General features: G+C 42.9%; 19 protein-coding genes and 2 pseudogenes. 3 read left to right on the forward strand and 18 right to left on the reverse strand.

Annotated elements, in window-relative coordinates:
* A pseudogene (locus GPK60_RS05235) lies at positions 1–248 on the reverse strand (RNA-guided endonuclease TnpB family protein); the annotation flags it as partial.
* Here GPK60_RS05235 and GPK60_RS05240 point away from each other — a divergent pair.
* Positions 198–1,325: a transposase gene (locus tag GPK60_RS05240; RefSeq protein WP_215659026.1), complete on the forward strand. Its 1,128-nt coding sequence runs from the start codon at positions 198–200 to the stop codon at positions 1,323–1,325. The pseudogene GPK60_RS05235 and the gene GPK60_RS05240 sit on opposite strands and share 51 nt — an antisense overlap.
* A gap of 204 nt (positions 1,326–1,529) precedes the next feature.
* Here GPK60_RS05240 and GPK60_RS05245 read toward each other — a convergent pair whose 3' ends face one another.
* A complete protein-coding gene (locus GPK60_RS05245; protein WP_215659027.1) occupies positions 1,530–5,300 on the reverse strand; it encodes a M64 family metallopeptidase in 3,771 nt (1,256 codons plus the stop codon).
* A 187-nt stretch (positions 5,301–5,487) separates the two neighbouring features.
* Between GPK60_RS05245 and GPK60_RS05250 the strand changes: the two genes are divergently transcribed.
* Positions 5,488–5,844 (forward strand): GDSL-type esterase/lipase family protein, encoded by a 357-nt coding sequence (locus GPK60_RS05250; protein WP_008789346.1) that lies wholly within the window; start codon positions 5,488–5,490, stop codon positions 5,842–5,844.
* Positions 5,845–5,942: 98 nt separating this feature from the next.
* Here the strand turns inward: GPK60_RS05250 and GPK60_RS05255 are convergent, their stop codons facing one another.
* The 15 genes and pseudogenes from GPK60_RS05255 to glyA all read right to left on the reverse strand — a co-directional run bounded on the left by GPK60_RS05255 (position 5,943) and on the right by glyA (position 20,683).
* Positions 5,943–6,581: a YqiA/YcfP family alpha/beta fold hydrolase gene (locus GPK60_RS05255; protein ID WP_243086875.1), complete on the reverse strand. Its 639-nt coding sequence runs from the start codon at positions 6,579–6,581 to the stop codon at positions 5,943–5,945.
* Entirely contained in the window at positions 6,491–6,769 is a 279-nt protein-coding gene (locus GPK60_RS15250) for a hypothetical protein (RefSeq protein ID WP_015559623.1), read from the reverse strand. The genes GPK60_RS05255 and GPK60_RS15250 overlap by 91 nt, the downstream gene beginning before the upstream one ends.
* A 326-nt stretch (positions 6,770–7,095) precedes the next feature.
* Positions 7,096–7,224 (reverse strand): annotated as a pseudogene (locus GPK60_RS15255) (recombinase family protein); the annotation flags it as partial.
* A gap of 83 nt (positions 7,225–7,307) precedes the next feature.
* Entirely contained in the window at positions 7,308–7,919 is a 612-nt protein-coding gene (locus tag GPK60_RS05265; RefSeq protein ID WP_008789344.1) for a YitT family protein, read from the reverse strand.
* A gap of 420 nt (positions 7,920–8,339) precedes the next feature.
* Positions 8,340–9,842 carry a fibronectin type III domain-containing protein gene (locus GPK60_RS15260; RefSeq protein WP_243871964.1) on the reverse strand — a complete coding sequence of 501 codons (1,503 nt, stop codon included), beginning with the start codon at positions 9,840–9,842 and terminating at the stop codon, positions 8,340–8,342.
* Between the two features lie 16 nt (positions 9,843–9,858).
* Complete coding sequence (locus tag GPK60_RS15505; protein ID WP_274601100.1) at positions 9,859–9,984, reverse strand: hypothetical protein; 126 nt, start codon at positions 9,982–9,984, stop codon at positions 9,859–9,861.
* Entirely contained in the window at positions 9,974–10,822 is an 849-nt protein-coding gene (locus tag GPK60_RS05275; protein ID WP_147631215.1) for a ParB/RepB/Spo0J family partition protein, read from the reverse strand. Before GPK60_RS05275 ends, GPK60_RS15505 begins: the two co-directional genes overlap by 11 nt.
* Entirely contained in the window at positions 10,815–11,597 is a 783-nt protein-coding gene (locus GPK60_RS05280) for an AAA family ATPase (protein ID WP_147631214.1), read from the reverse strand. The genes GPK60_RS05275 and GPK60_RS05280 overlap by 8 nt, the downstream gene beginning before the upstream one ends.
* Positions 11,598–11,948: 351 nt before the next feature.
* A complete protein-coding gene (gene tsf, locus GPK60_RS05285; protein ID WP_215659028.1) occupies positions 11,949–12,884 on the reverse strand; it encodes a translation elongation factor Ts in 936 nt (311 codons plus the stop codon).
* Positions 12,885–12,933: 49 nt separating this feature from the next.
* A complete protein-coding gene (gene rpsB / locus GPK60_RS05290; protein ID WP_147631213.1) occupies positions 12,934–13,668 on the reverse strand; it encodes a 30S ribosomal protein S2 in 735 nt (244 codons plus the stop codon).
* Between the two features lie 159 nt (positions 13,669–13,827).
* Positions 13,828–15,087, reverse strand: a complete 1,260-nt coding sequence (locus tag GPK60_RS05295) for an ABC transporter permease (RefSeq protein WP_215659029.1) — start codon at positions 15,085–15,087, stop codon at positions 13,828–13,830.
* Between the two features lie 53 nt (positions 15,088–15,140).
* Positions 15,141–17,072 carry a biotin/lipoyl-binding protein gene (locus GPK60_RS05300; RefSeq protein ID WP_173896478.1) on the reverse strand — a complete coding sequence of 644 codons (1,932 nt, stop codon included), beginning with the start codon at positions 17,070–17,072 and terminating at the stop codon, positions 15,141–15,143.
* Positions 17,069–17,758: an ABC transporter ATP-binding protein gene (locus GPK60_RS05305; RefSeq protein WP_022120053.1), complete on the reverse strand. Its 690-nt coding sequence runs from the start codon at positions 17,756–17,758 to the stop codon at positions 17,069–17,071. Before GPK60_RS05305 ends, GPK60_RS05300 begins: the two co-directional genes overlap by 4 nt.
* Before the next feature lie 22 nt (positions 17,759–17,780).
* Positions 17,781–19,262 carry an efflux RND transporter periplasmic adaptor subunit gene (locus GPK60_RS05310; protein WP_215659030.1) on the reverse strand — a complete coding sequence of 494 codons (1,482 nt, stop codon included), beginning with the start codon at positions 19,260–19,262 and terminating at the stop codon, positions 17,781–17,783.
* A gap of 182 nt (positions 19,263–19,444) precedes the next feature.
* A complete protein-coding gene (gene glyA, locus GPK60_RS05315) occupies positions 19,445–20,683 on the reverse strand; it encodes a serine hydroxymethyltransferase (RefSeq protein ID WP_215659031.1) in 1,239 nt (412 codons plus the stop codon).
* 139 nt (positions 20,684–20,822) lie between these two features.
* Here glyA and GPK60_RS05320 point away from each other — a divergent pair, with 139 nt between their 5' ends.
* On the forward strand, positions 20,823–21,953 hold the full coding sequence (locus GPK60_RS05320) for a hypothetical protein (protein WP_147631208.1): 1,131 nt from the start codon (positions 20,823–20,825) through the stop codon (positions 21,951–21,953).
* A gap of 319 nt (positions 21,954–22,272) precedes the next feature.
* Here GPK60_RS05320 and aspS read toward each other — a convergent pair whose 3' ends face one another.
* Positions 22,273–24,072: an aspartate--tRNA ligase gene (gene aspS / locus GPK60_RS05325; RefSeq protein ID WP_147631207.1), complete on the reverse strand. Its 1,800-nt coding sequence runs from the start codon at positions 24,070–24,072 to the stop codon at positions 22,273–22,275.
* Between the last annotated feature and the right edge of the window lies 1 nt (position 24,073).

A 24,073-nucleotide genomic window follows, 5' to 3' on the forward strand; every position in this document is an offset into this window, starting at 1 on the left:
TAACACCGCTGACTACTGGCATAGAATGTATCTATTTTGACATATTTCCTGCCATTCCACTTTGCCTTATATTCTAACTGTCTTGTCAGCTCATACCATGATACATCACTTATAGACTTTGCCAAACGGTGATTTTTTACCATGTTTTTTATCTGCAAATCTTCCGAAACTATCACTTGGTTTTCGCTGATAATCTCATGGGACATCTTGTGCAGATAATCCTTTCTGGTATTTGTTATTTTTTCATGGCATTACCTGATGACTTTTGTTCACTACTTTCAACAATGAGAAGCAGAAGAATAAGTGCAATAATAATCATTCAGAATCTGGCACAGATTAAGGCTTTGTTTAAGGATACATGGGAAACAATTACAGGTAACTGTGACACTCTTGTCAAAGGCAGTTATATTCCTTGCAAGGCAGTCCGTATTCTGAGGGAATACACCCGCTATCGTTACAAGCTCGTTTCCTGTCGTTCAAGTGAAAAGAATAGATATCAGAATGCTCTTACTGTTTGTAATGTTGCATTAGATTCTGTTGTTTCCGATATCTTTGGGAAGTCATCCACGTCCATTATTGACTATCTGCTTGATCAATCGGGGACATCCATTAACCACGAAGAAATCGCATCTAAACTTCTTAGAAACCTCAAATCCAAAGAAGATGCTGTTATAGAATCCGTCGAAGGATATCAGATGACTGATACCCAAAAATACCGTATGCGTCTTGTTCGCGCACACATGGATTATATCACAGCCGAAATCAATGATGTTGATAAAATGATAGAAAATATGATTTCTTCTAATCCTGATTTTGAAAATGCTGTCCGGTTCCTCTGTACCATTCCGGGTGTCAAACGTGATAGTGCAATCACTATCATCTCCGAAATCGGTACGGATATGTCTCAGTTCTCGGGTTCCAAACGTTTATGTTGCTGGGCTGGTTTAACACCTGACAGCAATGAATCTGCTGGTAAGAAGAAATCTGTCTGGATTACGCGTGCTGGTGTCTACCTCAAGCCTGCATTAGTACAATGTGCTCATGCAGCCGTAAAATCTGACAAATCTCCTTACTACAAAAAGAAATATGAAGCTCTAGTTAAACGTCGTGGCAAGAAAAGAGCCATTATCGCTATTGCCCGTATGATTCTTACTGCCATCTACCAGATGCTGTCTACCGGTGAGGAGTGGAATCCGAGCAATCTTTATAAAATCGATATGCCTGTAGCTCTTGTTGAAAAACAAAAGGCAAAAGCTATCAGACAGGCAAAGAAGCTATTACAACGTGAAGGAACACTTCCACCTGATAAGCCATTAGCTTCTTAATCTATTTTTTTAACTCTATAACACTTCAAAAAAGTTGCCTGCCTTAGACAGCTTATTCAAGTGCGCCAATTTATGGCTTGTTTCTACTTTCTTTCACACTATCTCCCTCTTAATAAACTTATTAGAGGCTACCTTTTCGCAGAATACAAGACATACATGACATGTCCAACTCTTGAAAAGCTAGCCTCTTTAATTACTTTTTAATTATTTAATTTTAAGTTTCTTCTTAAACAACTTAATGGCTTTCTTATTTCCTTTAAGTTTAGTCTTCTTAGACTTAATATTTTTCTTTGCTTTCTTGCTAAATGCATTCTTCTTTACAGTCTTAAGTTTGTCACCTTTGAATGTAATCTTCTTAATCTTGTTATCTCCTATAAATGCCTTAGAACTTATTGTCTTAACTGCTTTTCCAATTACTACTGTTTCAAGTTTTGAGCAGTTCTTAAATGCATTTTTTCCGATAACAGTTACCTTGTTACCTATTGTAAGCTTCTCAAGGGCCTTGCAGCCGGCAAACGCATTGTTACCAATTGTTGTTACATTTAATCTATATCCCTTACAATCTGCTCTGTCCGGAATTGTAACTTTCTTTATTTTATTCTTTTTAGCAGCTACTACACCAATAACCTTTGATTGTCCTACTGTTGCAGTATCAATTGATGTAATCTGGTATATTAAATTTCCTGCCGTATATGTCATTCCAACGTATACGCCGTAGCTATTGGTATGGCTGCTGCCTGTTGCGGGGATCGTTGCGGTTTCAAGAACCTTCTTGCAGACGGTGCATTCCTTATGCTTAGCGCCTTCTGCGGTTTCGGTAGCTGCCGTGTCAATGATCCACTCGCTGGTGCTGTGAGCCGCTTCGTCATTTTTGTCGTGGCAACGAGAACATTCATGCCAGTGGTTAGTATCATCAGACTTCCATTCTGTGCCTGCGGTATGTCCGGGAGCCGGAATCTTCACACTGGTTTTATCGGTAATTTCTACCGATCCTGTTGCATCTGCGAACCACTTGTCACAGCCATCGCAGGTGTAGTATGCGGAATTGCCCGCAGTAGTGCAGGTGGCAGCTTTCGCAGCAACCAAAGTCAGATTGTGAGTGTGCGGTACAGTTTTGTAATATCCGCAGGTGTCGCAAACATTGTCAGAACCGTAATCGTGAGCCGCTTCGTCCTTTTTGTCGTGGCAACGAGAACATTCATGCCAGTGGTTAGTATCATCAGACTTCCATTCTGTGCCTGCGGTATGTCCGGGAGCCGGAATCTTCACACTGGTTTTATCGGTAATTTCTACCGATCCTGTAGTGCAGGTGGCAGCTTTCGCAGCAACCAAAGTCAGATTGTGAGTGTGTTCTTCGTTTTTATTTTTGTAATAATATGTAACAACCGTTCCGTCCGAAACAATAGGCTTATTCAAGCCGTCAACCTTTATAAATTCATAATCATAAAGTGTTTTTGCCGGTGTTAAATCAAGCTTTGTGCCGTATGGCACGGTAAATGTTCCGCCGGCAGTGTTTGGAATTTCAGAGCCGTCCTCAAATTTATACTGAATTGAAACGGTTGTGTAGCGCTGTGTTTCCGTATTGTCGTCTGCAAGCACATTTCCGTTTTCATCGAGCACCTGAAATGCCACGGTATCGCCGCTCTTAAGCTGTGCATCAGACGGAATTTGATAAATAAGCGAGCAACTCTTTAAGCCTGAATTAAAGTCGCTTTTGATGTGATCCAAAGCACCGAGCGGCCAGAAATTTGCCTTATCATTCCAAACAGGAATGTCAAAGGTTTGTACTGTTTGAAGCGGATTCCCCGATGAATCGGTCGCAACGCTTCCGTCGGAGTGCTTAATCCACATTTTGAATTTTAATTGTCGTGCATTTTTATCTGAAATGTTTTGAATAACAGTTCTAAGCTCGATTTTTTTACCGTTCATATTAGTATTAAATCTGCTTTTGCTGTTGCCGCTCAAAAGTCGGTCATTGCGATTATATGTGTAATTATAATATGAACTTGTTTCAAGGTCGGTAAAATCAGACGGCTTTGAATAAGCGCCCGTATATTCCTTAACCTCGGGAGTTGCAACATAAAGGTCTACATCCTTAACAAGCTGAGACATTCGCTTGAAGCCCTGCAAACGGCAAACCTCACAGAATTGATAGTTTGTGTCTCTCATTATGCACTCATAACTTGAAACAAGCATTTTTGAGCCGTAAGCATTGCGGCAAGTATATGTGTTTCTAAAACCTAAAAGCTGTCGCCATTTTATCTTTTCCGGGTCTTCAACCGAGGAAAGATTGAGTGATTTAAGTTCCTTATCGTCAAGCAAATATCCGTTACTGTATTCATCACCGAGACCGAGCAAACCGTGTCCAAACTCGTGTGCAAAAGTTTTTGACGCACGATAACTGTCTGATGGCGAAATGAAATAATGGAAGCCGTATTCACGGTTATTATAAGCACCGCCGAAATCTGATTTTGTGTTTACAACCATAGCGAACTGAGCAATATAATCGTGAACATAATAATAAGGCTCATATTCCGAACCGGACGGAATTGTGTTTGGATCACACTTTTTTTTGATATGAGCATCGTGAATTTTCTCGATAAATTCAGGACCGATACATCTCTCAAAAATATGATTTTTCCACTGACTTCCGTGGAGATTATTAGAAATAACAGGCGAATTATATTTGTCGACTATAACATCAAAGAAGGTGCTTCCACCATTGTCAAAAGTCGATTCGGAAGCTGTGCAAAGAGCGTAAACATTGAATCTGTCGGCATAACTGCGATACGGTTCATATTTCATAGCGTCCTGCCAAAGTCGTTTGACATCATTGATGAATTTGCCCTGCTGACTTTTTGTGTATCCCTCGCCGCAAACGACAACAACCATATTTTCCGTGTCGCTGCGTGTTTTTTGGATGGTATAAACAGGGATGGTAGGATTAGAATATTTTCCGTCATTTGAATACCACGGGCCGAGGGTGAGCTGAATGCTTTGCTCGGTGCTGACATTCCAATCGGGATTTGCGTCCTCGGCAGGTTCCGAAATTGTATAATCATCCTCTTGCTTATTTGGAGCAGAGCCGATATAAGGACTGCTTTGTGAGCCGCTGCCGGAAGTTGTAACAAAATATTCGGAATCGAGATAAAATGCAGGTCTTACGCCCAAATCGGAATACCACGGAGCATAACGACCGACCTGACCCGATGAACTGATATAACGCATATCGTGATTGCAATCGGTAACAGGAGTGCGAAGCCAATAAGGCCAAGCCATACCGTCATTATTATACGCAACATAATAACCTTTGAGATTTTTCCACACGGCATTAGCCTGCTTTACATCAAGAAGAAAAACCTTTTCGGTTGTAGTTTCAAAATATGAACTGTCGTAGTTTGCCACCGCTTCCGAAATATCGGTGTAGTATAACAAATCCGAATTTGCGTCTCCATCAACTATGCCCTTGTTGTATTCGGGATGAGAAACGAGAGAACGCTGGGTAACGGTTTTCATTGCCGCAATTTCAGATTTTGAAAAAGCGTTGAGAAAACCCGCTTTTTCGTTGTACGCTCCCACACCGCTTACATATCCGTCTTTCGGAGGGTTGCCACAAAGCCAATCGACTTTGCCTTCAGCTGCGGTCGAATTTAACCAAGAACGCATATTGCTGTCTTTCCAATAGTTAGAACCGTAATCATCACGCTTATAGCTTCTGCTGTGTGATTTTGAATTGCTGTTGTCATTTGTTTTGGCATCATATGCAAGGGTGTCAACAATTTTGTCTGCAAGCATAAGCGGTCCGTTATTGTCAATGCTTACACATCGCCAAAGAATTGAGGCATTGTTATACGCGCCCATTTTAACATAGTCGCCAACTTTAATATCGGGCTTTGATGCCGCCTGAATGGTCATCGGCAAAACGGAAATTGCCATGCACAATGCCAAGAATATTGCGGTTATTTTTTTCGTCATTAAGGAACCTCCTTTATAAGCTATATATTTGCTTTTATTATATTGTAAGGTGTTATATGGGTCAATGAAAATCCAATTAAATTTTGTTAATTTTACAGCCGACACATTTAATATTACACGAAGAAGAAAATCTTATTAAATATGCAAAAAGGCTTCTGCCCAAAACAGGGCAAAAGCCTTAAAAATTATGCGATTTTTAGGTTTAGTTGCAAGCCAAGGGGGACTATTTCATCTGCCCGAAAACACGTTTTTGAAAAAAGTGTTGCAAAAGCGGTTGAACACAAAGATTTTCATATCCGATAAGCCTGAATTTTGCGGCGCAATCGGTGCGGGATTGTTTGCCGTTGACAGCGACAGATTGTTGGAAAGGCTCGAATGTAACGCCTTGAACATAAACCCGAAAAATCTTGTGATTTTAATCGGAACGAATGACATCGGCATAGGAGTTCCGACCGAGTACACCTTGAAAAATATAAAAGAAATTTTGCAAAGAACGCAGACACTTTGCTCGAATACCGCCGTAAAAAGCAGTATTCGGGCATAAAAAAGCCTCGGAACACGAATGTTCCGAGGTGATGGCAGATTATATCAACTGTCAAGTCTTTAAAGGTGGAGATTTGTCCATATGGTATCAGATGAAAATCATTCGTGTTTTGCGGCGAATTCTTTTAATAATTTCATTGCAATGACATCATGCTTTTTCGAAAACATATGCCCTCCGCCATCTATAAAATGAAGTTGCACCCGTTTGGAATCTTGCATTCCGATCGGCATCGTACTTTTATATGCTTCTGCCGCACGTTTGGCATAAGAAACATCTACGATTTTATCCTTTGTACCATGCACGATGCACACCCTGCCGGCGTAGTTCTTAATTTCTGCAAAGGCATCCATTTGCATGACATCCATTGCATAGCAACACCCCAATTTCATCAGTCCGCAGCGGAAAGTATCGGGAACATTTTGCGGATCAAATTTTGCCATCATCATTTTTCCGGCTCTGGCGTCATCCGGGATACACAATGCCGGATAAAACAGGACAAGTTTTTCTATCGGAAAGTTGTTCTTTGCTGCCACCAAAGCAGACACAAAACCGCCCTGACTGCATCCCATCAATAAAATTTTTTCAGAATCTGTATAGGAAAGATTTCTAACATATTCAATGACCGCTTTCAGATCTTTGGTTTCTGTCAGAACAGACATCTCTGTGGTTTTTCCGTCACTTTTTCCACACATAGCAGAACCGCCACAAAAATCAAATGTAAATGCAACATATCCCATTTCAGCCAAAAAGCCGCATAATGTTTCACACTGTCTTGCCATGCCATAAATCCGTGACATACGATTGCAATCGGAAGATGATCTCCTTTTGGACGGTAGATTGTTCCACGAATCGTCAATCCATCTCTTTTGCATTCAAAAGTGCTTTCTGTAATTCCATCTGATAAAACAGGTTTCTTAAAAATCATAATTTTTCTCCAAATTCAGTGGTATTTTGTTTTTGTTGCATCGGCTATATTTTTAACACTGATTTTGTGTAAATGTTTTAGTCAATAGCTATTTTGCTTGTAATAATCATAAGCACGGGAAACACAAAGGAGCATTCTTTCATGATCGACATATTGTTCTTTGGTTTACTGTTAACTCACACTGTCATAGTATAATAATGCCATTACTTTGTCAATAACTGAAATCATACCTTGTGCTTGAAGTTCTTCAGCCTTTTTAACAACGGCTTCTTTGGTAGGGTAGGGGAAAGAATATCATCAAAGCATTTAAGTACGATCATCGGCAAAATGACTTTCTCTGATAAGTCTGCTGAATAATATTCAGCCATACCTTCAAGTACGTATTCAAGAATTATGCCTTTTGAGCCTTCGCTAATGTTTTCGTTAGCGGATATAACCTTAACTCCGTTTTTTCTATTGTCCATTTTTTACAGACTTGTTCAAAATCGAATTCCATCCTTTTTGTATGTCTTATCACTTTTAGGCTTGTATGAGAATTTTAAGAAATGTTTTTTAAAATCTTTGATTTCTTAACAGTGCTTACGGTTGCCTGAATTATCGGACCGGAGAGCAAAACGGTGGCAATTGTGCAAATTCCGAATTTACCGCCGAGCAAAACGCCGATAATTACCATTATAATATCAAGAACCATTCGTACGATTTTGATTTTCCACCCGTTTTTTTCGGCAAGCGAAAATGTGACTGCTTCATATGAGCCCCTGCCGAAATCAGCGGCGGAGTAAATCCCCGTTCCGAACGAAAATATAGCAATGCCAAGCAGCATTATAACAAAATTAACCGCTTTAATATCTGTATAATGCTGAATTTTTGTGAATACATCTACGAAAAAACTGTAAATGATTTGGTAAAGAATTGTGCCGATATTGATTTGTTTTCTGTCATAGAAAAGGGCAAAAATTATCATTGCCACAGCCACAATAAGCGACGATGTGCCGATTGACATACCTGTCACATTCGTCAGCCCTTGCCACAATATCGCAAGTGTTGCGCCGCCGAAACCTGCGCCTATTGCAAGCGTAATTCCGTATGCGGATATTATTGATCCGATAACGATCATCAGCGTTTTTGTTGCATATTTTTTGAATTTCATATTATCACCTAAAAAAATAAGACTGTAAACTCTGCTGTTGTGTTCAGAAACAGCAAAATTTATAGTCTTCATCAGCCGAGACAGCTTTATTTTTTTGATTATACACCCGAGCTTTTATAAAGTCAACGGTTATAAATATGATTTTCTGTATTCGCTCGGAGTTTTGCTCATTTCAATTCGTGTTACGATTTTGATTTGAGCGATGTCTCTCAAAAGTCTCAGTCATAAATGCCCCCAATCGCACTAAAATGACTTTGAACACTATTCTCTGACGAAGGCGAAGGTGCTTTGTCAAATGTTCTGAGTATTTCTTCAATTTCTTGTTCGTCCATTTGATTTCTCCTTGTTCGATTTCTTTTCGTAAGGAAAAGGCGGCAGCGGAAGCTCCGCTACCGCCATCCTTAAATGGTTAGCTATCTGTTATTTCTTTGTTGTAACAGTCTTAGTTTTTGACCAGCCTGAATAAATCCTTATGGATTTGCCGTTAATCTTAACTGTCTTATAGGTGCAAACTCTTACATAATATTTTTTCTTTGCCTTAAGCTTTTTAACGGTAGTCTTTGTAGTCTTCTGCTTCTTGATTGTTACGGTTTTCTTGTTCTTCTTGAATTTCTTATTGGTTGCGACTTGAACTTGATAGCCTGTTGTCTGTGTAGCCTGCTTCTTCCACTTTACTGTAAACTTCTTTGAACCTGCTTTAAGTGAGGAAATACTTGTTGCCTTTGGCTTGATTGTGAAATAAAGCGTCTTTGTTCCGCTGTATTTACCCTTAAAGGTAATCTTTACTGCGTACTTGCCAACATACTTTCTTCCTTTTGCATAAGACACAGTATAGTCAGTATTCTTAACAAGTGTCTTTCCTGTTCTGTCATTAACAATAACCTTAGGTGTTCTAACCTTTCCGTTATATGTTAATGATGTTGCTTTAAGCTTTATGCTTGATGCCTTTGGAATTACTGTCGTTGAAAGAGTTTTCTTACATACCGAACAGTAATTTACTATCTTGCCGTTTGCTGTTGGGGTTGCCTTTGTTACGGTTTGCTTTGTGGTGTGGGCAATCTTAGCAATATTGCCCCAAGATGCAAGGTCGGTTATTTCCTTTGTACCGAGTACATCTTCATAGAACTTGCCACAACCTTCGCACTTGTAGTATGCTTCCTTACCGCCCTCTGTGCAGGTGGCAGCTTTCGCAGCAACCAAAGTCAGATTGTGAGTGTGCGGTACAGTTTTGTAATATCCGCAGGTGTCGCAAACATTGTCAGAACCGTAATCGTGAGCCGCTTCGTCCTTTTTGTCGTGGCAACGAGAACATTCGTGCCAGTGGTTTGTAGAATCGTATTTCCAATCAGAACCATATGCATGACCGAGAGCAGTATTCATCGCTACGAAGGTATCTGTTGTGCTGATTGCACCGCAGGAGCAGCTCTTGAAATATACTGCGTTGCTTGTGCAGTCAGCAGGGGTTTTAAGTGCTTCTGGTTTTACAGTTTCCTGATTATAGGTGTGCGTATGTGGAGCGTTCTTGTAGGTCGCTTTCACACTTACTGCACTTGCAGGCATAGTAAATGTTGTGGTTGCGCTATTTGCGTCTGCAAGGGTAATGCCGCCGCTTACAACTTCCCACTTATCAAATACCTTGCCGGACGGAGCTGCACCTGCGGTCAGAGTAACGGTTGTACCCATTGTTGCCTTGGTGATCGGAGTGCCTGCACCAACGGATGCAGTACCGCCTGTCACGGTTACATTGTACTCAACAGCTTCCCAAACTGCGGTTACGGTAGTGTTAGCAGTAACGGTAATCTTATCGCCAACCACCTTTTCAACACCGCCAACGCTCCAAGCCTTGAACTGCTTACCGGCAGGAGCAGTGAAGCCGTTTGCAGGAAGCGTGTATTTGCCGGAAATACCGGTCACATCTGCCATTGTGCCTGTACCGCCGTTAGCCGCAAAGAAGTTTTGCATTGACTGACAAATCTGCAAACATTGGGTCTACAATCATTGCTTTGGGAATTCTTATGAAATTAAACTGCTCTGCCTGAGCTCCATAATAATAATCAAATGTCATAACCATCACTCTTCCATTTCTCCAATAACTGGTAAATTATGTTCTCCATTTCTGCCTTTGTATAATTTTCAGGAAAATACTGCTTAAGTTTCTTCCTGGATATTGTAACCTTTGCACTCTGCTGAGTTTTCTCTTCCGATCTTTCAATGATGTCTGTTGATTTTTCCTTATTTTTAATTGCCTTAACCTGCTCTAAACTAACCTTATATCCAAGATTGAAATAATCTAAAATTTCCTGCTGTTCACTCTCGGACAATTCTGCTATTTCCACTGCAAGTTTTATGGCAATCTTTTTTTCATCTACCATTTCAAGTAACTCCGGTAACAGATTAGTAAGCTTTATGTATCGTGATACCTGTCTCCCTGACAAGCCATTTGCCTCTCCTACAACTTCCCTGCTTTCTTCTCCTTTTATTCCTTTATGTTGAATCGCTTCAAGTTTCATTTGAAATGCATATGCTTTTTCACTTGGAAGAATTTCTTCTCTTTGAATATTTGAATCAACCATTACAATTGTGGCATCGTCATCACTTAATTCCCTTATAATAACCGGCACCTTTTCAATTCCTGCAAGTCTTGCTGCGTGAGTTCTTCTGTGTCCCGATATTATCTCGTATTCTTCGTCATTTGTTTTCCTTACCAATATAGGAAGAAGTACACCTCTTTCCCTTATTGACTCTGTTAATTCTTCCATCTTTTCATCATCCGACACCTTAAATGGATGATTGCTAAAATCATGTAATTTATCTACATCTATTTCTTTTAATCCATCTGTTATTTCCACTTTCAATAATTCATCATAACTTGTTAATTTTATTTTTTCTCTTACTTTACTCATGTACAAGCACCTCCTCTGTTAATTCTTCATAACTTTTTGCCACCTTTCCCCTTGGATCATGAATATATATACTCTTTCCCTCAGCACTTGTTTCTGCAGCTCTTACTGACATTGGTATTCTGCTGTCAAATATTCCAATTGTTTCTCCGTAGGTGCTCTCTAATGCCTCTAATATGTCCTTTGTATAGTTAGAACGCATATCAACCATTGTCATAACCATACCTTCTATTTTTAGCTCCGGATTTATCTGTCTTCTTACTCTGCTTATCGTCTTTATTAACTGCTGTAATCCTTTTACCGGTAAATACGATGCCTGAACTGGAATTAGTACTGAATTGGCACATACAAGCGCATTAATAGTTATCATTCCAAGGCTTGGCATACAGTCAATGAGAATATAGTCATAGTTTTCTTTTATATTAGAAATAAATCTTTTCATTACTAATTCCCTGCTCATTACATTAACCATAGAAACCTCTAATCCTGCCAACTCTATGTTTGCCGGAATAAAATCAATATTTTCTTCATGTTTTAAAATTATTTTTGCATAATCGATTTCTTCCTCATTTACAACATCCATTAACACATTTGCCAATGAATACTCAATCTTGTCTGGTTCATCAATTCCAAGACTTACTGTCATGCTACCCTGTGGGTCTGCATCTATTAACACAACCCTTTTTCCCTTTCTTGCTAATCCAATACCTAAATTAACTGTTGTAGTAGTTTTTCCTACTCCACCCTTCTGGTTTGCTATTGCAATTACCTTACACATTTCTTTCTTCCTCCTTATACATTTTTTAGAATGAAAACTCATATCGGCTCTGATTATTGTGTTACATTTTCGTCTTACTAAAGAAACAGGAAGACTTCGCATCTAATTTGGTTGAACCAAAATTTTCCCAAATCAAACCAAAATAAACCAAAATTCTACGATAAGACGTGATAATTTATGATATTTTATGAATTTAAGATATTTTGCATTTTCAGGATTCAGAAAGCAAAAAAAATCCCTCAAACATACTAAAAATAGTACATTTAAGGGATTTTCTCCTCTATAATGTGGGTTTTCACCCGTTATAAAATAGAATTTTTTTTATAAAATCAAGTTATGATAACTTATGATTTATTTCATCTGTTTTGCAACTTCTTCTGCAAAGTTTTCTTCTTTTTTCTCCAGACCTTCGCCTGTTTCAAATCTTACGAAACCTTTGATTGTGATGTTTGCGTTGTTTGCTTTTGCTACTTCCTGAACGTATTTACCAACAGACTGTTTTCCGTCTTCTGCTTTTACATATACCTGATCCAGCAGACAGATTTCTTTCAGCTCTTTGTTGATACGGCCTGCGATCATGCCCTGGATAACCTTTTCCGGTTTCTGGGATTCTTTCGGATCGTTCATGATCTGAGCCAGCAGGATTTCTTTTTCATGAGCAATGTATTCTGCACTTACTTCGCTGTCGTTTGTGTACAGCGGTTTCAGAGCTGCAACCTGCATTGCTACGTTTTTAGCCATTTCTTTTACTGCATCGTTTACAACGTCTGTCTCAACGTCAACCAGAACACCGATCTTACCGCCCATGTGTGTATAAGAAGCTACGAAACCGTTTTCTTCTGTAACCTGTGCAAAACGACGGATGTTCATGTTCTCGCCGATGGTTGCGATCTGATGAGCCAGTTCTTCTTTTACAGTAGCGGACTCGCTGAATGTCCACTCTTCTTCCATAAATGCATCGATATCTGCTGCTTTTGTGTTCAGAGCCAGTTCTGCAACCTGTGCAACATATCCCTGGAACTTTTCATTCTTTGCAACAAAGTCTGTCTCAGCATTTACTTCTACTGCAACAGCTTTTTTGCCGTCTTCGGAAACTTTCAGCATTACGATACCTTCTGCTGCAATTCTTCCTGCTTTTTTCTGAGCGGTTGCCAGTCCTTTTTCTCTCAGGAACTCAACAGCCTTGTCCATATCACCGTCTGTAGCAGTCAGGGCTTTTTTACAGTCCATCATACCTGCTCCGGTCATCTCTCTTAACTCTTTTACCAGTTTTGCTGTAACTGCCATTTTATTTTCCTCCGGATAATAAGTGGTATATTTGCTTTGTATCTATTAATTATTCAGCTGCTTCTTCTGTTTCTGCAGCTTCTTCAGCTACTGCTTCTTCTGCACCCTGATTTGCTTCGATAACAGCGTCTGCCATCTTGGAAACGATCAGTTTTACGGCACGGATAGCATCATCATTACCTGGGATTACATAATCCAGTTCTTCCGGATCACAGTTTGTATCTGCAATACCGATCAGAGTGATACCCAGTGTATGAGCTTCCTGAACACAGATTCTTTCTTTTTTCGGATCTACTACGAAGATAGCATCCGGGATTTTCTTCATGTCTTTGATACCACCAAGGTTTTTCTGCAGTTTATCCATCTCTTTTTTCAGAGCGATAACTTCTTTTTTCGGCAGTACATCAAAAGTACCGTCTTCCTGCATAGCCTCGATCTCTTTCAGACGTTTGATTCTGCTCTGGATGGTCTTGAAGTTTGTCAGCATACCACCAAGCCATCTTTCGTTTACATAGTACATTCCGCATCTCTCAGCTTCTGTCTTAACAGCATCCTGAGCCTGTTTCTTTGTACCAACGAAAAGAACGGTACCGCCGTCAGCTACGATATCTTCTACTGCTTTGTAAGCTGTGTCTACCATACCTACTGTTTTCTGCAGGTCGATGATGTAGATACCATTTCTCTCTGTGTAGATGTACGGAGCCATTTTAGGGTTCCATCTTCTTGTCTGATGTCCGAAATGAACACCTGCTTCCAGTAACTGTTTCATTGAAATTACACTCATGTCTTTTCTCCTTTTGGTTTTTCTTCCGTGTGCTTTTGCTTCCTAATCAACTGCCATGCAGCACCATCTTCAGAATCCACACACGTGATTATTTTTTGCCTCTGGTAGTGTATCATAAAAATTTTCCAAGTGCAAGCCTTTTTTCTGATTTCTTCGTGCTTATTCGTGACGCAGAGCATCGATCGGATCGAGGTTTGCGGCCTGTACCGACGGGAGCAGTCCGAACACGATTCCGATCACCATGGAAAACAGCACAGAGATCAGAATTGCCGGAATACTGATTGCCACCGGTGTCCCGGAAACTTTATGGATGACCTGTGCCAGGATATTTCCTGCGATCACTCCGATAATTCCGCCAAGACTTGTCAGCACAACCGCCTCCGTCAGAAACTGCGTCAGGATGCTGCGTTTCTTGGCTCCGATCGCCTTTTTCAGTCCGATCTCGCTCGTTCGCTCGGTTACCGATACCAGCATGATGTTCATAACGCCGATGCCGCCGACCAGAAGAGAAATACTTGCGATCCAGATCAGCTGCGTGTTCATCGTGGCACTGGAACTCTGGATCTGTGCTGCAAGTTCCAGCACATCCGTTGCTTTGTATTTTACATCGTCTTCTTTTACATTCATGTAGCCATTCAGGATATCTGCACTTTTCTGTCCGACTTTTGTCATCGTCTCGGTGGATGATGCACGTACCACAACATTCTGCGGCTCGTCATACTGATACGGAATGCACCAGCATGCGGAAGGAATGTAGACCACGCCAAGACTTTCGTTTCCTTTATAGTTATTATATTCTTCAAAGCTATTGATCGTCGGCTCAAATTCTTCCAGTTTCTGTGCAATCCCGATGACCGTAAACGGCTCTTTGTTGATCTCGATCGTTTTTCCGAGCGGACTTTCCTCCTGAAACAGGCTCGTCGCTGCCGACTGATCCAGGATCACAACTTTATGGAATTCTTTGTAGTCCTCTTCCCGGAAGGTACGGCCGGTACGCACTACATAACCGGTCGTACTGAAATAATTGTTGTCTACGCCAAGTACCTGTGCTCCCTGAAGAGAGTTATTATTATAATAAATACTGTCGGCATAGCTTCTGCTGTAGTAGGCGGCGGCACTCTCCACACCGTCCACGTCTTTGATCTCCTGCAGAATATCATTCGTTATGGTCGGCACGCCGCTCGGTGCCTGTTCGTAATCCGACACCTGGATTTTTTCATCTGCACGGTAAAGCTCTATATCTACCGTATTATTTCCGCCGCCGATCAGATTCTGCTTGATTTGTTCGTTCGTTCCCTGAATCGTAGAAACAATGGAAATAATTGATGCAATACCGATAATAATACCGAGCATCGTCAGCATAGAACGCAGTTTATGCGACCATACACCCTGAAATGCCAGTCTTATATTTTCTAACACATTCTACCTCCTGTTTTCAACTGCACGGCAAGTACTGAAAAACGCATGCCCGATCAGTATAACTGATCTGCGAATCCGCTTCCTTCCAGTTCTTTTACCGGTGCACCTTCTTTTACTGCTTTTCCGTATGGAAAGGCGATCCAGTCTGTCTCACTGACTCCTTCTTTTACTTCAATATAGGTGGAATATAATGTCTGTCCTGTACGGACATACTGTTTTTTCAGTTTTTTATTTTTTCCTTCTATATATACATAGCTCTGCCCGTTTTCCATGCGGATCAGTGCTTTCGGCAGATAAACGGAAGATCCGTTTCCGCCGTTTCCTTCGATCTGGATATCCACGTATTCATGATTGATCAGATCATCAGAATCCTCAATATAGGCAGTAAAAGGATAGCTGGAGGCGTTTGGATTGCTTTCTCCGCCATAATAATTGCCATCAGAGTTAGACGGATATTTGGAAATCTCTGTGATCTCTGCTGTGATCGGTGTACCGCTCTCCTGTGCCGTTCCGGTAATTGTGGAACCGACAACGACGTTTCCGAGATCCATCTCGCTGATGCTGCCCTTCACATACATTCCTTTGTTGCTTGTCACTGTCAGAAAAGCTTCTCCGTCAACCTGTCCGACTTTCGGATCGCCGACGGTTTTCACCACACCGTTGATTGTTGCCTTCACCGTAGCCTCATCCAGTTTTCTCTGTGCCTGGCTGACACTGACTTCCGCATCACGGATATCCAGCTCAAGTTCCTTGATTTCTTTTTCTTTTTCGGCGATCGCCTGTTTGAGTTCCGATACGGTATAAACGCCATCACCCGGTTCAAACGGATCATCACCCGGATCGTCTGGCTCATCCGGATCGTCCGGTTCATCCGGATCATCGTTCTGCGGATCCTGGATATCCGGCACTTTTTTGGTAATGCCCTGGCTGGTAAAGATCCAGGTCACATCCGGAGCATAGGCTTTGCCTGCATCGATCGTTCCGTTGATCGTCACGGATTTGATATATCCGCCCGCCAGAGAATCTCCCTCTCTGATCTGCAAAACTGCATAGCAGCCTTTTCCGTCTTTATTCACACCGCCTTCTTTTCTGGAACTGCCATCGGTATTGAATCCAAGGATTTTGTTCATGAAAGATGCCGAAACCTCTGCTCCTTCTTTGCAGAGATACACATACGGATCTTTTTTCGTTCCGTTTCCTTTATAGTATTTCGTCTTATAATCCAGTTTCTGGTACGCCTTTGTCTTTGCAAGCGGAGAATCTTCCGTCTCTTCTTCTGTTTCCGGCTCGGATTCCGTTTCTGCCGGATATGCCGGCTCCGTGGAAGGCGTCGTGCTTTCCGGCGTCTGGCTTTCAGTCTGCTGCGTTGTTTCCCCGCCGGCCGTTCCGGTGCTGTCACTGCCATCGCTGTTTCCGTCAATGACCTGCACATCCGCACCTGCTGCCGTGGAAACCAGTGAAACATTATGTTTCACAATCGTTGCCCTGGCTTCCTCATATCCATCTGCTCCACTGTCATCTAGATCATCTGAACTGTCATCCGGCTCATCCAGAAGAGAGGCACCGGATGAGCTGCCTTCACTGTCTGGCACTGGTGTGATCTTCTTTAATTTTTCCAGATCATTTTTTGCTCCCTGCAGTTCCAACTCCTGAATCTGTTTGTTGATCTGTTCTTCTTCCAGATTCAGCTGCAGAAGAGTCTTGTCATATTCCAGAAGGGTATCGCCAATCTTGACTTTGTCACCCTTTTTCACATAAACTTTCTCTACCACGCTGTCGCTTTCCAGATAGACATCCTGAGAAGCATTTGCCGTAACATAACCGCTGGTTGAAGTGCCTTCATCCCACCAGCCGCTGTTCAGGTAAGATACCTGCGTGACATCCACGGCACTGCCGCCGCCTCTTACTGCTCTTGCGATCCCCGTGATCGTGATCGCACACACCAGTACCGCTGCCGTTATGATCATCACATTCTTTTTCTTCAAAGAGTTTCCTCCTTTCGGTCACGTTCTGAAATCTCACCGTCAAAAATGTCAACGATCCGCTTTGCACACTGTGCCACATGGCTGTCGTGCGTGATCATGACAACGGTAACTCCTTCGTCATTTAACTTCTGGAAAAGCTCCATGACCTGATGACTGGACTTGGAATCCAGTGCACCGGTCGGCTCATCCGCCAGAAGGATTTCCGGATTGTTGACGATCGCCCTGGCGATTGCTACACGCTGTTTCTGACCTCCGGAAAGCTGATTCGGGATAAAATTCATACGGTCAGAAAGTCCGACCTTGTCAAGTGCCGCCGCCGCACGTTTCATACGCTCTGCTTTCGGTACGCCCGCATAGATCAGCGGCAGTGCAACATTATCCAGTGCAGTCTGTCTTGGCAGAAGCTGAAACGTCTGAAATACAAAACCGATCGTATTGAGCCTTAGATCCGCCAGATCATTGTCTTTCATACCGCCCACCATATGACCGTCCAGGATGAATTCTCCCTTTGTCGCACGGTCCAGGCAGCCCACGATATTCATAAGCGTGGACTTTCCGGAACCGGACGGACCCATGATCGCCAGATATTCTCCTTTCTCTACCTGGAGATTGATATCCTTCAAGACCGGAACAACCATGCTGCCCTGAATATAGTCTTTATATATATGTTTCAATTCCAATATCACTGTCTTTTCCTCCAATGCCGCATTATTCTGCACTTGCAGGACGATCTCCGGTTTCTGCTGCCCCGTCCGGCATGCTGCCTGCACTGTCATCTGCACTGTCGTCCGGATAATCTTCTTCATCCGGCATATTATCATCCGCACTGTTTATCATATCGGATGCACTTCCGGCCTCCTTTGGCATAACATCCTCGTCAGATCCTCCTATGATCTCTCCATCATCAGATCCGTTCATGATATCCGAATCCACACCATCATCCATACTTCCATCAGAGCCATCATCGCTGTTTCCATATATATCTTCGATATTTTTTGTTACTTTTTCGCCCTCTGTGATGGAATCTTCCGGGTAAGCGATATAATCATCCTCCGTCAGACCGTCCGTGATCTGATACTGATCGAGTTTTTCATCATATTCGCCAAGCGTTACTTTGCGTTTTTCAATCTTATCGTGCCTGCCGGCTGCCCAGACGTAAGGATCCTGTCCGTCTTCCTGGATGATATAATAGCTTGTCAGCCACAGGCCTTCTCTGTTTTCTGTCTGGCCTTCGTCTTTTTCCACATAAACATGCTGTCCGAGCATCAGGTCACTGTCATCCTCCAGATCAATGTAAAACGGATAGTTGCTGGAACTTGTCGTATCACTTGAAGAAGAGCTGCTCATATAATAGCCGCTGTCGCTGTTTTCCTCCGGATGCTCCAGATCGATCGTGCTTACGGTACCTTTCCAGGTCTGGTTTTCGTCTACACGGGAATGTACGATCACGGCATCACCTTCATTTAAGGAAGTACGGTTCTGTTCATTTATCGTACCTTTGATGCGGTAATGTCCGGTCGATAAAAGCGTCATATACGCATTGGAATCATCCGAAGAAGAGCCGGAATATCCGGCACTGTCATCACTGGAATCGTTGATGGATTTTACGACTCCGTTGATCTCACTTGTCACTTCTGCTTCCTGAATGCTCTTTTTAAGCTGCTCGATCTCCTGCTGCGTGCTTTTCAGCTCGTATTCGCTCTTTTTCTGGTTGTTCTGGGCAGACTGGATACGCACAGTATAATCCAGCTGATCTTCGCTGGACGCATTTGCTTTTTCTTTCTGAAGTGTTGCAACATTTGATTTGTAAGTTTCGATATCCATCTTAATGCGGTCGATCTCGATCTCTTTGCTAGAAAGGTTCTCCTCCGCTTCTGATGTATCATAAATAAAAAGCTTCTGGCCTTTTTTGACCTCATCGCCTTCTTTTACATAACATTCTTTTACCTTTTTGTCGGATGACTGTTTGATCGTCACCGTTTTCTGCGGCTCCACCACACCTGCGAAACGGTTCAGCTGTCCGGTACCGCTTCCAAGTCCCATGATCGATGTCACAGAATCCACATACACCAAATCTCCACTGTCTGAAGAACCGGATGAATGTCCCTTCAGAAAAACAAATCCAAAGATTGCCGCAACAAGGATCACGCCTGCCGCACTCCCCCCTATGATCAATTTCTTTTTATTCATATTTACCTCCTGCCTCTGATTTATAAACAGATATTTCTCTGACCCGTACAGTATAACACATTCCCTTTTTATTGAATACTTAATTTTCTTTTAAAGTTTGAACGTTCTGTATTCACACTTCACTTTACCATCAAAAAGGCTCCCGCATATGCAGGAGCCTTCCGGATATTTTATTCGATTTTTTAGATCAGCGGATATTTCTCCGTCAGACCTTTCACCAGAGCTTTTGCCCGTTTTGCAGCATTTTCTTCCTCTTTCAGCACGATGGCGATCGCTTCTGCGATCACATCCATGTCTTCGGTATTCATGCCTCTTGAGGTGACAGCTGCCGTTCCAAGTCGGACACCGCTTGTCACAAAAGCGGATTTCGGATCGTTTGGTATGGTATTTTTATTGCAGGTGATGTTGACCTCATCCAGCAGGTTTTCTGCTTCTTTTCCGGTCTTTCCAAGGTTGGTCAGATCCACCAGCATCAGATGATTTTCCGTCTTTCCGGAAACAATGCGGATGCCGCGTTTTGTAAGGCCTCTGCAAAGTGCCTGGGCATTGTCAATAACACCCTGAGCATATATCTTGAAATCATCTGACAGTGCTTCTTTAAAGCAGACAGCTTTTGCTGCGATCACATGCATCAGCGGTCCACCCTGTATGCCAGGGAAAATAGCTTTGTTAAAGTTAAATTTCTTTGCTGTTTCTTCGCTCGAGAGGATCAGACCGCCTCTTGGTCCACGCAGCGTTTTGTGTGTTGTGGTCGTTGTCACATCCGCATACGGGATCGGGCTTGGATGGAGTCCTGCTGCCACAAGTCCTGCGATATGTGCCATATCCACCATCAGATACGCACCGACTTCATCGGCGATCTCGCGGAACTTCTTGAAATCGATGATCCTTGCATAGGCACTGGCACCGGCTACGATCAGTTTCGGATGACATTCGTTTGCGATCCTTCTGACTTCTTCGTAATCGATCACGCCGTCATCGTTTACGCCATACGGTACAACGTTAAAATATGCACCGGAAAAATTTGCTGGGCTTCCGTGTGTCAGATGTCCGCCGTGTGCAAGGTTCATGCCCATCACGGTATCTCCCGGCTTTAACATGGCAAAAAAGACTGCCATATTTGCCTGTGCTCCGGAATGCGGCTGTACATTGGCATAGGTGCATCCAAACAGTTCTTTGGCACGGTCAATGGCAAGCTGCTCTACCTCATCCACACACTGACACCCGCCATAATAACGTTTGCCAGGATATCCTTCTGCATATTTATTCGTCAATGGGCTGCCCATGGCTGCCATGACAGCTTTGCTTACCCAGTTTTCGGAAGCGATCAGCTCAATGTGACTGTTCTGACGTTCCTCTTCTTTGATGATACAGGATGCGATTTCCGGGTCTACGGATTTTACTTCATCTAACGAATACATATCTGATCCTCTCTTTCTGAAGTTTTATTCATTTGCAAGTTTGTTTAAATATATATAACTTTTGCAAAAATGTCAAGATGTTTGACAATATCTTTGATATCGGATAAAATAAATTTAAATTTGCTATAAGGAGGACGCTATGAACCGGAAATATTTTTCTGCCTCTCTGCTCCTGATCCTTTTGCTTCTGGTCATGCCTTTTTCGCTCGGCGGATGTTCCAAGGACTCTCCGAAACGTGCTGTCAAAAAGGAACTGAACCTGATCAAAGAGCTGGATGAGAGCACGATCAAGGCTTTTGTTTCCTATGAGGATATGATGAGTTCCCATTCTTCCAGCAGCGATGTCGGAATCGAGACAACTGAAGCGGTAAAACGGTTCTTTCAGAATTTCGATTATAAGATAAAGAGTTCTTCCGTGGAGGATAAGAAAGCGACGGTGCACGTAGAAATCACCAATCTGGATACGCGTGCCCTCGCAAAGGATATCTGTCTGGCTCTCGTCAAGAAAGGTACGGGCAGCGGCTCATCGGAAAATATGACGCTGAACTCTTATTTTGCACTGCTTGGCGATGTTTTATCCGAAAACACCTATGATCTGGTGACCACCGAAGCGGATATTAAGCTTCTGAAAACGGAAGATGGCTGGATGATCCAGAATACGGATCAGCTGGAGGATGATCTGGTCAGCGGTTTTATCACCTATCTGAAAGATCCATATCTGGTCACACCGGAAGAGATCATTAACGTTGTCATGGAAGGGCTGAAAGAAAAGTCCCCGGACCAATGGAAATCTTATCTGAACATGCATGATATTTTTGCCACGTACAGCAAGGACTATGAGAAAGTGGACCATGCTCTTGCCGAACAATTAAGTAAATGTATCTCTTATAAAATCCTGTCGGTTCAGGAAGACCAGGCAGAAAAATCTGCCACGGCAACACTTTCCATCACCAGCCTGGATATGGAGCGTGTATTAAAACATTATCAGGATCTTCTGATACACTATGCGGCTACCTCAAAGTCACTCCGTGCCTCTTCCAGTGAGCTTGCCGATGAAACAGCCGCTCTGCTTGCACAGGCACTGACGGAAAACACCGACACGACAGATACCGAAGTGACGATCCATTTTACAAACAACGGCTCTTCCTGGGAAATCCAGCTGAACGAAGATTTCACCAATGCACTTCTTGGAAATGCCGGAGCTGCCATTCAGGCTTTTCAAAATGGATCCGTTGATGTTTCTGACAGTGTATCGGATACAGAACAGTAAAAGCCGACTCAGCGAACGAGCGGTCATCCTGGTCGGAGATTGCAATCCGAATAAGATGATGCCAGGGTCAAAAGGTCTAAATCCACATGAGCTTGCTCATAGGTGGATGAAAGACCTTGGGACCCGCCCCGATATGAGCATAAAAGTGGGATGATAATCCCACGATATGCGAATACTGGGGCGGATTGTGGGAGTGCAACGCACGGAACAATCCGTAGGCATCATAGTTTGGGGACTTTTGACTCCAACATCATAAAATTAAAAATCCCGGATTTCTGAATTTCTTCAGTTATCCGGGATTTTCTATTATCCTGTCTTTTTATTTTTCTTCTTTTTCTTCTTTTTTCTCGATCTCAAGACCAAGCTCTTCCAGCTGCTTCGGATCTACTTCATCCGGTGCCTGCATCATCAGGCAGGAAGCATCTTTTACTTTCGGGAAGGCCATAACTTCACGGATGCTGTCTTCTCCTGCCATCAGCATGATCAGACGATCCAGTCCGTATGCCAGTCCTGCGTGTGGCGGTACTCCATATTTGAATGCATCCAGAAGGAATCCGAACTGTTTCTGTGCCTGTTCCGGCGTAAATCCAAGTACTTCGAACATCTTGGACTGAATATCATCCTGGTGGATTCGGATACTTCCGCCACCGATCTCATTTCCGTTCAGTACAATATCGTATGCCTGAGCACGTACTGCTCCCGGATCGCTGTCGATCTTATCGAGGTCTTCTTCCATCGGCATGGTAAACGGATGATGCATGGCAACGAAACGATTCTGTTCTTCGGACCACTCAAGCAGTGGGAACTCCGTAACCCACAGGAAACGGAAATCGTCTTTTTTCAGCAGATCCAGACTCTTTGCCAGATGCAGACGCAGTGCACCGAGCACATCCCAAACAACTTTTTTCTTGTCCGCAGCAAACAGCAGCAAGTCTCCAGGTTCTCCGTCCATTGCTTTTACCAGTTCTTTTAACTGTTCTTCTTCAAAGAATTTTGCAAAAGAAGATTTGTAAGTTCCGTCTTCATTGACTGCCAGATATGCCAGTCCTTTGGCACCATAAGTCTTTGCTACTTCTACCAGTGCATCAATCTTCTTTCTCGGCATATGCCCCTGTCCTTTGGCATTGATACCGCGAACGGTTCCGCCGTTTTCCAGTGCTCCGGTAAATACACCGAATCCGCAGCCTTTTACGACTTCCGATACGTCCTGCAGTTCCATGCCGAAACGGATATCCGGTTTGTCAGAGCCGAAACGGTCCATGGCTTCCTGCCAGGTCATACGCTGGATCGGCAGCTGTACATCCACGCCGATCTCTTTAAAAATGTATTTCAGGAGACGCTCATTGACATCAATGACATCGTCCATATCAACGAAAGAAAGCTCCATATCGACCTGTGTGAACTCCGGCTGACGGTCTGCTCTTAAGTCCTCGTCACGGAAACATTTTGCGATCTGGAAATAGCGGTCGTATCCGGAACACATAAGCAGCTGTTTGAGCAGCTGCGGTGACTGCGGCAGTGCATAGAAACTGCCCGGATGTACACGGCTTGGTACGAGGTAGTCTCTTGCACCTTCCGGAGTACTCTTGATCAGGATCGGTGTTTCGATCTCCAGAAATCCTTCTGCATCCATAAAGCGACGGATCGCTGTTGCCACTTTGCTTCGAAGCAGCAGGTTTCTTTGCAGGTTCGGACGACGCAGATCCAGATAACGATATTTCAGACGAAGTTCATCTCTTGTCTGGATATGCTCTTCGATCGGAAACGGCGGTGTCTCGGACTCGGAAAGAATACGCAGACTCTCTGCTCTTACTTCCAGCTCGCCGGTTGCAAGATTTTCGTTGACTGCTCCGCCGCGTTTTTCCAGTTTACCGGTTACGGCAATGACAAACTCACTTCTCAGCTTGCCGGCTTTTTCATATCCTTCGGTTCCGATATCATTCTCATCAAAAACAATCTGTAACAGACCGCTTCTGTCTCTTAAATCAATAAAGATCATACCACCAAGATTTCTTCTTTTCTGTACCCAGCCCATGACAGTTACTTCGCTGCCGATCGCTGCGTTTACGACTTCTGCACATCTGTGGCTTCTGTGCAGGCCTTTCATTGATTCAGCCATT

The organism is Ruminococcus sp. MCC718, from assembly GCF_018783905.1.
In the GTDB taxonomy this organism is placed as follows: Bacteria; Bacillota; Clostridia; order Lachnospirales; family Lachnospiraceae; genus Hominisplanchenecus; species Hominisplanchenecus faecis.